Raw genomic sequence first — 11,513 nt, 5'->3', positions numbered from 1 at the left:
GCGGCCATTGGGGCCGCCATGCGGAAGCTTGCACATTTGTGCTTCGGTGTCGTCAAAACTGGACGGGCATACGAGGCAAATTTTGCCGTTCAGGCTTGACGATCAAGACGGTATCTACAAATGCACCAGCATGTAGGGCGGATAAGCGGCACGCGCATCCGCCGAATGCGCGTATCAACGCTGGGCGCCGGCTACATCCTTACCCATGCGCCTTTATACAGCACCGGCCCGGTCGGCCCGTTCGGATCGGGCGAGCCGCCTGTCGGCTCCAGGCTGATCGCCAGCATCACGACATCGCTGCCGATCGCGCGGTCCGTCAGCGCCAGCTCGATACTGCCGTTCTTGGGCAGCACACCCAGCGACCGTGGCGCGCCCTGCTTCGGGATCGCCCACAGCTGCAGCACCTTGTCGCTTGCCACCGCCACGTTATCCATCACGCGCACGCCAAGCGTCTTGCGGCGCGTGTCCGCCGTTACCAGCAATGCCGTCTGCGCCTGCGCATCGGTCAGCGTGGCCACGTGGTCGATCACCGGCGCGTCAAGCGTCCTGGTCGCAAGCACAAACAGCAGCACCGCCGCAAACGCGCTCGACGCCAGGCCGAGCGAGCGCCAGAAGCCGACTGCTTCGTCACCCCACAACTGCCACCCTTGACGCTGTGGCTTCAGGTTCAGGCGCCGTTCGATGCCGGTCCAGACTTGCGGACGCGGGTTGACCGCGCCGGACAGCTCGGCCAGCGGCATCAGCCGGTCCTGCCACTCGGCGGTCGTGCGGCGCAGTGCGGCGTCGTTGTGCATCCATCCCTCGAAACGGCGGCGCGCGCGTCCCTTCAGTGTGCCCAGCACGTATTCAGCCGCGAGTTTTTCACGCAGCGGCAGGTTGTCGCGGATATTCATGCTTGCTCCCGTTTCGCCAGGCAGGTCTTCAGCCGTTCCAGGCTGCGCCGGATCCAGGTCTTGACCGTCCCGAGCGGCACCGCCATCTTTTGCGCGACTTCGCTGTGCGACAGGTCATGGAAGAAGGCCATTCCGACCACTTGCCGGTGCTGGCCTTCCAGCATTGACATGCAGTAGGCCAGTGCCCGCGCGTCGCTGCTGATCTGCAGCGCTTCGATCGGTGTGGCGCCGGGGTCGCGGAAGGCGTTCAGCACTTCGCTGTCGAACTGCGCGGCGTCGATTTCGACCACGTCGTCGGTCCGTCTCAATATGTCCAGGGCTTTATTGCGCACGATAGTCGCCATCCAGGTCATTGGCGCGGCAAGCTGCGCATCATAGTTGCCGGCGTTATTCCAGATCGCGACAAATGCTTCCTGCATCGCTTCCTCCGCCAGCTCCCGCTTACGTAATATACGCAGCGCGAAGCCGAACAGTTTCGGCGATGTGGCGTTGTACATCAAACGGAACGCGTTCGCGTCGCGGCGCGCGGCGGCCAGTAGCCAGGCCCGCAACTGTTGTGGATCGAGATTGGAATCGGTAGACACTGCAAGCCTTGTAGAAATTTTTCGGAGGTACGGCTGTGCAGCAAGGCTACTGGCTTCAGCAAGGCATTGCAAGCGGTCAATGTTCCGAAAATCAGGGAGCACATGGGACAGTCCTTGCATGTCATGCCATTGATCAATACTTTCGTTTGGTCTCTTGCGTACAGTCTCATCTCCCGGCCGGATTGCACCAGTTTTGATACGCGGCGCCGTCGGGCAACCCCTCCCTTCCCCGGCTGGACCACTTAGGAGCAGGCATGAAAAAGATGGCATTGGTATTGCAAGGCGGCGGCGCGCTCGGCGCATTTGAATATGGCGTGGTGACCAAGCTGGTCGAACTCGGCTGGCAGCCGGTGGCGGTATCGGGCGTGTCGATTGGCGCGGTCAATGCGGCTGCGATCGCAGGCGCCAAGGACGGCGACATCGTGGCCAGCCTGCATGCGATGTGGGATGCCATCACGCTGCCGACCCTGCCATGGATGCCTGCGGCGATGCAAGGGAACTTGTCCTTGTTGGGCAACCCGAACTTCTGGCGCGCGCGCACCGACTTCCTGGACATCATGAGCTGGACCAGCCTGTGCAGTACCGACCCGATGTATGAAACCCTCAGCCGCCGCCTCGACTTCGCGCAGATCAACAACGAGAAGCACATGCGCATGGCCGTTACCGCGACCAACCTGCACACTGGCGGCCCGACAACCTTCTCGAACCACCTTACCCGGCAAGCGCACGTCGACGCCGACAACCACACGGCCTTGCGTGCACAGATCACGCCAGCCCACATCATGGCCAGCGGCGCCCTGCCGCCGGGATTTCCCGCCGCCAGGATTGACGACAACTACTACTGGGACGGCGGTATGTTCAGCAACACGCCCATCGACGCCATGCTCAACCTGCTTGAACCTGAGGAACTCGACACGCTGCCGATCTTCGTGGTGGACCTGTTCCCGACCGCAGGCCAGCCCGAGCCGAAAAACATGCTGGAAGTGCAGACCCGCGCGACAGCGCTGCAATACCAGAACCGCTTCTGGGCCGAGTACGGCGGCAGCGCCGGCCTGGCCGGATTCATTTCCATGCTGGAGGAACTCGACCAGGAATTGCCGGCCAAGAGTCCGCTGCGCAAGCGGGCCGCATTTGAATGGCTGTCGAGGCTGCGGGCGCTGAAAAATATCCGCATCATCGAATCGGCGCCGGCCCCGGCGGGCGGCGACCACGACTTCTCGCAGTACGGTGTGCGCAAGGCGTGCGAAGCTGGACGCTCGGCGGTGGTGAAACACTTCGAGCACACCTTGCAGCAGCCAGCGAAGCTGCGCGCCGCAGCGTAAGCGCAACGGCGAACGGTGGGTCGTCCCTGCGAACGCAGGGACGTGCCCGTCAGGACGACGGTCCCATATCCGCTACCTGCGCATCGATGCGCAACTCCTTGAACAGGGCGTCATTAAACGCCGGGATGTCGGCAGGCTTGCGGCTGGTGATGAGCTTGTCGTCAATGACGACTTCCTCGTCGCTCCACTCGGCGCCAGCGGCGACCAGTTCGCCTTTGCTTTCCGGCCAGCTGGTCAGGTGGCGCGCCTGCGCAATGCCGGCGTCGATCAGGGCGAGCGGGCCGTGGCAGATCGCGGCGATCGGCTTGTCCTCCAGCGCGAACTGGCGGATGAAGTCGATGGCTTCTGCGCTCTGGCGCAATTTCTTCGGGTTTTCTTCGCCGCCCGGCAGCAGCAGCGCGTCGAAATCGCCGGGCTTTGCATCGCGCACATGCATTTCCACTGTAAACGTATCGCCATCGGCGTCGTGATTCTTGCCCTGCACCTGTTCGCCCCGGCCTTTCGGCGACATCAGCGTGACAATCGCGCCCTGCGCCTCGAGGAAAGCGCGCGGCTCGGTGTACTCTACCTGCTCGACCCCGTCGGTCATCAGCACAGCAACGCGTTTGCCTTTGAGCGCGTATCCAATGTTCGTTTGCATCATTTTTCCTTTTAATTGAGTCTTGTTTTCCTGATATCCAAGTGTAAGGGGCATCGGCCGTTTGCGTCGCCCGGATGAACGCGGATCGAAGGCGTTAAAAGGAAATTGTGCGATGTTAATGCACAAAGGAAATATCTGGATTAACATTGGAATATCGACAGCAGGGCCACCCCATGATCAGCCTCCTCGAAGCCCAGCGCGCCGGTCTTTTCCGGCGCGCCCATTTTCTCCCCAATATCGTTGCGGGCGCGATCGTGGGCGTGGTTGCCCTGCCGCTGTCGATGGCCTTTGCCATCGCGTCCGGTGCGCGTCCCGAGCACGGCTTGTATACGGCGATCATTGCGGGGCTGTTCGTCTCGGTGTTCGGCGGCACGCGCTTCCAGATCGCCGGCCCGACCGGCGCGTTCGTGGCCATCCTCGCCGGTATCACGGCCAAATACGGGGTCGACGGCTTGCAGGTGGCGTCCTTCATGGCCGGCCTGATCCTGCTGGCGATGGGCATGGCGCGCATGGGCGGGGTGATCAGGTTCATTCCCGCGCCGGTGATCCTTGGTTTTACCGCCGGCATCGGCGTGATCATCTGGGTCGGCCAGTGGAAGTATTTCTTCGGCCTGCCCGACGTCGACGCCGTCCATTTCCATGAGCGTGTCTGGAAGCTGCTGCAGGTTTTCCCCCAACTACATGTGCCGACCATGCTGATCGGCCTGGCCAGCCTGGCGGTGGCCGTCGGGGCCGGCCGCATTCCCGCGCTCAAGCGCGTGCCCGGCCCCCTGCTGGCGATGGCGGCGGCGGGGGCGGCGCAGGCGGCCTTCAGCTTCGACGGGGTGGCGACCATTGGCAGCGCGTTTGGCGGCATCCCGCAGCAGCTGCCGTCGTTTGCGATGCCGGCCGTGAGCGCCGAGCGCATCGTCGAGCTGGTCGGCCCGGCGTTTGCCATCGCCATGCTGGGGGCGATCGAATCGCTGCTGTCGGCCGTGGTCGCCGACGGCATGGCCGGCACCCGACACGACAGCAACCAGGAACTGATCGGCCAGGGCCTTGCCAACCTGGCCGCGCCGCTGTTCGGCGGCTTTGCCGCCACCGGCGCGATTGCCCGCACCGCCACCAACATCCGCAATGGCGCGACCGGTCCGCTGGCCGGCCTGGTCCACGTCGCCACGCTGGTGCTCGTGATCGTCGCGCTGGCGCCGCTGGTCACCGACGTGCCGCTGGCTGCGCTGGCGGCGATCCTGTTCGTGGTGGCCTGGAACATGAGCGAAATGCCGCACTTTGCCCGCATGGTCAGGCGCGCGCCGCGCGCCGACGTCGCCATCCTGCTGATTACCTTTGCGCTGACGGTACTGGTGGACCTGGTCGTGGCGGTGAACATCGGCGTCATCCTGGCGACACTGCAGTTCGTGCGGCGCATGTCCGGCTCGGTCGAGGTGATGCAACTGACGGGCGAGCAGATCAACCACGAGCTGGGCGGCGACGGTCCCGCCGTGCTGCCGCAAGGGGTCCTGGTCTACGCGATCGACGGACCGTTCTTTTTTGGCGCGGTGGAAAACTTCGAGCGCGCCCTGCTGGTGACCCACACCGTGCCGCAGGTGCTGGTGCTGCGGCTGAAGCGGGTGCCGTTCATGGACATCACCGGCCTGCAGGCGCTGGAGGAAGTGATCCAGAAAATGCAGTCGCGCCATGTGCGCGTGATCTTGTGCGAGGCCAACGCCCGCGTCATGCAAAAACTGCAGGCGACCGAACTGACGCAGCTGGTCGGCACGGACGGCTATTTCGACACCCTGGACGCGGCGCTGGAACATTGCCGCCACGCCGATTCGTCGCATTCCCGACGGCAATCGTGATCATTGAAGCAAGATCGTTGTTGTGCATCAATGATTTCAGCCCCATCGGTAGCATAGTCCGTACATCAGCCCGGTAAATGGGAGCCAGTCATGTCGCACGGTCGCCGCTCGATGCCGCGGGGGCGCTTATCGGGCGCCCAGCGCGGCGAGCCGCGCCCGCAGCCGCCGTATCTCGTCGCCCAGGTCGACCACCAGCGCCGCCAGGTCTTCATTGGCGTCGAAGTCCTGCTCGATGCGCAGCAGCCGCCGGGCCCGGCCCAGGTCGCCACTGCCGAAACGCCAGCGGGTCACTTCCAGTTCCCCATTACCGCCCAGCACGCCAGCGCGCACATGCTGCACCACCCAGTCCGGCTCGACGCTGCAAGCATGGGCAAGTTCGTCCAGGGTCAGCGCAGCTTCGTCAAGCAACTGGGCAGCGAGGGACTCGTTGTTACTCATGGTTCACACTCCGATGCCGGCGCGCGGATTGAACGCCATTTCGCGCGCCATCTTCTGGTACAGCTCGCGCGCCCGCTCGTCGTTGGCGGGCGGCAGCACGAGGTCGAGGATCAGGTAAAGGTCGCCGGGCGGGTGGCCGGGAATGCCGCGCCCCTTGAGGCGCAGCTTGCGGCCCGGCTGCGAACCCGCGGGCACGGTTACCTGCACCTGGCCGGACGGCGTCGGCACGTCGATCTGCGCGCCGAGCGCCGCTTCCCATGGCGCGACCGGCACGTTTTCGTAGACATCGCGCCCCTCCACGCGGTAGCGCGGGTCGGGCTGCAGCTCGACTTCGAGGAACAGGTCGCCCGCCGCGCCGCCGTTGATACCGGGGTGGCCCTGGCCTGCAAGGCGCAGCTGCTGCCCGGGCGTGACGCCCTTGGGAATGTTGACGCTGAGCGAACGGTCGCGCGTGACCACCCTGCCCTGGGCGTCGCGCTCCGGCACCCGCAAGGTAATCGTGCGGCTGGCGCCGTGGTAGGCGTCCTGCAGGGGGATGCTGATCGACGCATGGATGTCGTCGCCGCGCATTTTGAACTGCGCGCCGGCGCCGCGCTGCCCGCCGCGCCGGCCGGCGTGGGCGAACAGGTCGGAGAAGAAATCGTCGGCGCCGCCGCCGCCGGCCCCGAAGTCGTAGGCCGAGCCCCAGTCGGGCGGCGGCTGGAAAGGCTGGCCGGGACGGTGGCCGCGACCCAGCTCGTCGTAGGCCGCGCGCTTTTCAGCGTCGCCCAGGACCTCGTACGCCTCGTTCAGCTCCTTGGTTTTCTTTTCGGCGTCGGTCGCCTTGCTGACGTCGGGATGGAATTTGCGCACCAGCTTGCGGTACGCCTTTTTGATGTCATCGGCGGATGCGCTTTTTTCGACCCCAAGCGTCTGATAGTAGTCCTTGTATTCCACGGTCGGCACTCCGGCATCGGTTTGCACCATCGTACTGCGCAGTTGCGGCGTCAGGCGCACGTTTCCGCGCCGTTTCCTTTCCTCAACACTCATCCATATCCGCAGGCAGCAACATGAAGGGGAATAGCATGAAAACGTGGATTAAGTCGGTCGCGGGAGCATTCGCCGCGCTGCTGCTGTTGGCGCTCTTGGTGCTGGCCGTGCTTGCGCTGGGCGTGGCGCTGGGGGAGCGCAAAATGGGGCGCACGCTGACCGTGCCCGCGTCGCCCGTGGCCCTGCGCTACGACGCCGCGCATATCGAACAGGGCCGCTACCTGTTCGCGACGCGCGGCTGCGCCGACTGCCATGGCGCCAACGGCGCGGGCAAGGAGGTCGTGCACGGCGGCGGCACGCTGGTCATCTCGCCCAACATCACGCGCGGCGCTGGCAGCGCCACCGCCGGCTACGCGATGATCGACTGGGTGCGTACCCTGCGCCAGGGCGTCAAGCCGAACGGCACGCCGGTCATGATCATGCCCAGCGAAGACTACAACCGCCTCACCGACGACGACACCTCGGCCCTGATCAGCTACGCGCACCAGCTGCCGCCGGTTGCCGGCCGCCAGGCCGTTATCAGCCTGCCGTGGACCTACATGGTGGAATATGGCTTCGGCTTGATCCCCGACGCCGCCGAGAAGATCGACCACGCCCTGCCGCCGGCCCTGCCGCAACCGGTCGCCGCCAGCGTGGCGCATGGCGCTTATGTGGCCAACAGCTGCATCAGCTGCCACGGCGCGCGCCTCAGCGGCGGCAAGATCCCCGGCTCGCCGCCCGACTGGCCGAACGCGGCCAACCTCACGCCCGGCAAAGGCAGCGCCATGCACCAGTACCAGACGGCGGCCGCATTCAAGGCGATGCTGCGCAGCGGCCGGCGCCCGGACGGCAGCGCCGTCAGCCCGGTGATGCCGTTCGCATCGCTGGGCGAGATGACCGACGTCGACATCGACGCGCTGCACGTCTACCTGAAATCGCTGCCGCCGCGCGCGGCTGGACAGGACTGAGGCCACCGCCCGCGGCGCGGGCAAAGCCGTTAAAATCGACGGTTTCGCCCGATCCGCGCCGCCCATGCATTCCACCACCACCGCCCGTCCACCCTACTCCGCCCGCACCGAAGTCAAAGCCCTGTGGCAGCTGTCCTGGCCCATGCTGATCGGGCAGCTTGCCACGGTCGGGATGGGCGTGGCCGACGTCGCGATGACGGGCCACGTCAGCGCCAACGAACTGGCCGCGGTCTCGATCGGCACCTCGGTATGGTCGATCATCCTGGTGACGGTGATGGGCACCATGATGTCGATGAATACCGTCGTCGCCCATGAAACCGGGGCCGGGAAGTATGGCCGCATCCCCCACGTGGTGCGCCAGGGCCTGTGGAAGGGCTTCGGCGTCGGCCTGGCCGCCATGGTGCTGACCAACCTGGCCACCCTGCTGTTCGACCATATCGGGCTCGATCCGCTGGTGGCCGGGCGCGCCGCGCTGTTCGTCCATATCATCAGCCTGGGGATGCCCGCCTTCGGCTGCTACCGCGCGCTGTACGGCTACACCACCAGCATCAACGCGACCAAGCCGGTGATGGTGATCGCCATCCTCGGGCTGCTGTTCAACGTATTCGTCAACTGGCTGCTGGTGTTCGGCAACTGGGGCATGCCGAAGCTGGGCGGCATCGGCTGCGCGGTGGCCACCGCCACCGGCATGTGGCTGATGCTGGCCGCGATGATCGCGTGGATGCGCATCGCGCCAAGCTACCGCAGCACCTATCCGTTCACCCACTGGGAATGGCCGCACCTGCCTGAAATCGCCAGCATGCTGCGGCTCGGCGTGCCGATCGGGATCACCTACTTTGCCGAAGCGAGCGCTTTCGGCGCCATCAGCCTGCTGGTCGCGCGCTTTGGCGTGGTGCAGGTATCGGCGCACCAGATCGCACTCAACTTCTCGGCGCTGGTGTTCATGGTGCCGCTCAGCTTCGGCATCGGCATGGTGACGCGGGTCGGCCAGGCGCTGGGCGAAGGCGACCCGGTGCGCGCGCGCTTTGCGTCGTGGGTGGGCGTGGCGATGTCGGTCGCCTTCGGCGTGCTGTCGGCCGCCTTCATCGCGCTGTTCCGCTGGGAGATCGCGCGCGCCTACACCTCCGACCCGGCGGTGCAGAGCATGTGTGCCGACCTGCTGCTGTTCGCGGCCTTCTTCCAGCTGTCGGATGCGACCCAGGTCGCCACCGCCAGCGCGCTGCGCGGCTACCGCGTCACGCGCCAGCCGATGCAGATCCAGCTGCTGGCGTTCTGGGGGTTCTCGCTGCCGCTTGGCTACCTGCTGGGCCGCGCGCCGTCGTGGTTCGCCTGGGCGCCGGCCGCCCCGATGGGCGCGGCCGGCTACTGGGTCGGGCTGGTGGTCGGCCTGACCATCGCCGCGGTGCTGCTCACCTGGTCGCTGCACTACCTGTCGCGCGAGCGCGTGCTGCAGTCGGGACGCTAAAAAAGTACCGGCATATTTACAGCGTTCCGGGGACGACTCTGGTATCGTCTCGCAGTTATTCCGATCCAATTAATTAAAACTTCGAGACCTTCCATGCGTTTTCTACTCCCCTTGTTAGCAGCACTGTCGTGTGTTCCCGCATCCGCGGAACGCCTGACGCTGGACCGCATCCACGCCGACCCGGCGCTGGCGGGACCTGGCGTGCGCAACCTGCGCGTATCGCCCGACGGCGCGCGCGTCACCTTCCTGCGCGGCCGGCCGGACAACCAGTTCCAGCTGGACCTCTGGGAATACAACATGAAGGACAAGACCACCAAGCGCCTGGTCGACTCCAAGGTGCTGGTGCCGAACGAGACCCTGTCGGCTGAAGAAAAGGCGCGCCGCGAACGCGCGCGCACGGCCAGCCTGAACGGCATCATCAGCTACAGCTGGTCGCCAGATGGCAAGCAGCTGCTGGTCCCGATCGCCGGCGACCTGTACCTGGTCGACGCCAACAAGCCGGAAGCGGCGCGCAAGGTCGCATCGGGCAACGTGGGTGACCCGAAGATTTCGCCAAAGGGCCGCTATGTGTCGTTCGTGCGCGACCAGAACCTGTTCGTGATCGACCTGGCCAGCGGCGCCGAAAAGCAGCTGACCCTCGATGGCAAGGGCACTGTCCACAACGGCGAAGCCGAATTCATCGCGCAGGAGGAAATGGGCCAGCGCACCGGCTACTACTGGGCGCCGGACGATTCCGCGATCGCCTACAAGCGCTACGACGAAGCCCCGGTGCCGGTCGTGCGCCGCTTCGAGATCTTTGCCGACCGCACCGAAGTCGTCGAACAGCGCTACCCTGCGGCAGGCGACCCGAACGTGCTGGTGGACCTGATGATCGTCTCGCCGGTGACCGGCGAGCAGCGCAAGGTCGACCTGGGCGCCGAAAAGGATATCTACCTGGTGCGCGCCGACTGGAGCGAGGACAGCAAGCACCTGGTGTACCAGCGCCAGACCCGCGACCAGAAGCGCCTCGACCTGATCGCCGTGGACGCGGCCACGCTGGCGCAGCGCCCGCTGCTGACCGAAACCTCGACCACCTGGACCACCATCCACGACGACCTGAAGTTCCTCAAGAAGCGCAAGGCCTTCATCTGGGCGTCGGAGCGTACCGGCCGCAACCACCTGTACCTGTACGACATGAACGGCAAGCTGCTGCACCCGATCTCGCGCGGCGAATGGGGCGTGGATAACATCCTGGCAGTGGACGAAAAATCGGGCCGCGTGTTCGTGTCGTCCAACCGCGACGCGGTCGTGGACAAGCAGGCCTACGCCCTGAAGCTCGACGGCAGCACCGCCGACAAGCCGGTGCGCATCACCAAGGCCGACGGCTGGCACGAGGCGTCGTTCGCCCGCAACGGCGAGATTTTCGTGGACACCTTCTCCGATCCATCGACCCCGCCGCAAGTGGCGATCCGCCGCGCCGACGGCTCGCTGGTCGAGTGGCTCGAAAAGAATGAGCTGAACGGCAGCCACCCTTACGCCAAATACAAGGCCGACCACCTGAAGACCGAATACGGCACGCTCAAGGCCAACGACGGCCACACGCTGCACTACTCGATCATCAAGCCGGCCGGCTTCGATTCGGGCAAGCGCCATCCGGTCTACCTGTCGACCTACGGCGGCCCGCACGCGCAGCACGTGGCGCGCAAGTGGGGCAATAACTTCGACCAGTACATGGCGCAGCAGGGTTATGTGGTGTTCCGCCTTGATAACCGCGGCTCGTCGCGGCGCGAGCGCAGCTTCACCGACGCGATCTACGGCGGCCTGGGCAAGCACGAAGTCGAAGACCAGCTGACCGGCATCGAATGGCTCGGCAAGCAGGGCTTCGTCGATCCGAAGCGCATCGGCGTGTTCGGCTGGAGCTACGGCGGCTTCATGACCTTGCGCCTGCTGGCGGCAGCGTCCGACAAGATCGCGATGGGCGTCTCGGTGGCGCCGGTGACCGACTGGTCGCTGTACGACACCCACTACACCGAGCAGTTCGTCGGCGCGACGCCGAAGTCCAATCCGCAGGCGTACAAGGACAGCGGCGTGTTCGCACACCTCGACGGCCTCAAGTCGCCGCTGCTGCTGGTGCATGGCATGGCCGACGATAACGTCCTGTTCACCAACAGCACGCAGCTGATCGACGCACTGGTCAACCGCGGCGTGAAATTTGACCTGATGACCTACCCGGGCGCCAAGCACGGCATTTCGTCGCGCCCAGGCCAGCGCCACGTGTACAGCACCATCGAAGCCTTCTTCCGCCGCCACATCGGTGGCGACGCGCGCTGATCTCCGTCGCTCCTAACGAAAAAAAGCCGCTTGCTGAGTCAGCA

Annotated in this window: 10 protein-coding genes; 5 read left to right on the top strand and 5 right to left on the bottom strand. The window is 65.4% G+C overall.

Annotated elements, in window-relative coordinates; translation table 11 throughout:
• Positions 1 to 191: 191 nt before the first annotated feature.
• Both LMJ30_RS03995 and LMJ30_RS03990 read right to left on the bottom strand, forming a co-directional pair.
• The gene (locus LMJ30_RS03995; protein WP_229431042.1) at positions 192 to 893 is read right to left on the bottom strand and encodes an anti-sigma factor; all 702 of its coding nucleotides are present in this window, start codon (positions 891 to 893) and stop codon (positions 192 to 194) included.
• Positions 890 to 1,597 carry a sigma-70 family RNA polymerase sigma factor gene (locus LMJ30_RS03990; protein ID WP_229431041.1) on the bottom strand — a complete coding sequence of 236 codons (708 nt, stop codon included), beginning with the start codon at positions 1,595 to 1,597 and terminating at the stop codon, positions 890 to 892. The genes LMJ30_RS03995 and LMJ30_RS03990 overlap by 4 nt, the downstream gene beginning before the upstream one ends.
• Before the next feature lie 134 nt (positions 1,598 to 1,731).
• Here LMJ30_RS03990 and LMJ30_RS03985 point away from each other — a divergent pair, with 134 nt between their 5' ends.
• On the top strand, positions 1,732 to 2,799 hold the full coding sequence (locus tag LMJ30_RS03985) for a patatin-like phospholipase family protein (RefSeq protein WP_229431040.1): 1,068 nt from the start codon (positions 1,732 to 1,734) through the stop codon (positions 2,797 to 2,799).
• Positions 2,800 to 2,848: 49 nt separating this feature from the next.
• Here LMJ30_RS03985 and LMJ30_RS03980 read toward each other — a convergent pair whose 3' ends face one another.
• A complete protein-coding gene (locus LMJ30_RS03980; RefSeq protein WP_229431039.1) occupies positions 2,849 to 3,439 on the bottom strand; it encodes a type 1 glutamine amidotransferase domain-containing protein in 591 nt (196 codons plus the stop codon).
• A gap of 173 nt (positions 3,440 to 3,612) precedes the next feature.
• On the opposite strand from LMJ30_RS03980, the gene LMJ30_RS03975 reads away from it, so the two are divergent.
• Positions 3,613 to 5,280: a SulP family inorganic anion transporter gene (locus LMJ30_RS03975; protein ID WP_229431038.1), complete on the top strand. Its 1,668-nt coding sequence runs from the start codon at positions 3,613 to 3,615 to the stop codon at positions 5,278 to 5,280.
• Positions 5,281 to 5,406: 126 nt separating this feature from the next.
• Here the strand turns inward: LMJ30_RS03975 and LMJ30_RS03970 are convergent, their stop codons facing one another.
• Positions 5,407 to 5,718, bottom strand: coding sequence for a chaperone modulator CbpM (locus LMJ30_RS03970; protein WP_229431037.1), 312 nt, complete (start codon positions 5,716 to 5,718; stop codon positions 5,407 to 5,409).
• 3 nt (positions 5,719 to 5,721) lie between these two features.
• Positions 5,722 to 6,654 (bottom strand): DnaJ C-terminal domain-containing protein, encoded by a 933-nt coding sequence (locus LMJ30_RS03965; RefSeq protein ID WP_229431059.1) that lies wholly within the window; start codon positions 6,652 to 6,654, stop codon positions 5,722 to 5,724.
• A gap of 128 nt (positions 6,655 to 6,782) precedes the next feature.
• On the opposite strand from LMJ30_RS03965, the gene LMJ30_RS03960 reads away from it, so the two are divergent.
• The 3 genes from LMJ30_RS03960 (at position 6,783) to LMJ30_RS03950 (ending at position 11,469) form a co-directional block, all read left to right on the top strand.
• Positions 6,783 to 7,694 carry a cytochrome c gene (locus tag LMJ30_RS03960; protein WP_229431036.1) on the top strand — a complete coding sequence of 304 codons (912 nt, stop codon included), beginning with the start codon at positions 6,783 to 6,785 and terminating at the stop codon, positions 7,692 to 7,694.
• A 64-nt stretch (positions 7,695 to 7,758) separates the two neighbouring features.
• A complete protein-coding gene (locus tag LMJ30_RS03955) occupies positions 7,759 to 9,159 on the top strand; it encodes an MATE family efflux transporter (protein WP_229431035.1) in 1,401 nt (466 codons plus the stop codon).
• Between the two features lie 93 nt (positions 9,160 to 9,252).
• Positions 9,253 to 11,469, top strand: a complete 2,217-nt coding sequence (locus LMJ30_RS03950) for a S9 family peptidase (protein WP_229431034.1) — start codon at positions 9,253 to 9,255, stop codon at positions 11,467 to 11,469.
• The last annotated feature ends 44 nt before the right edge of the window (positions 11,470 to 11,513 follow it).

The organism is Massilia agrisoli (genome assembly GCF_020831365.1).
Lineage (GTDB): Bacteria > Pseudomonadota > Gammaproteobacteria > Burkholderiales > Burkholderiaceae_D > Telluria_A > Telluria_A agrisoli.
This window is presented reverse-complemented; position numbering and strand designations above follow the sequence as displayed.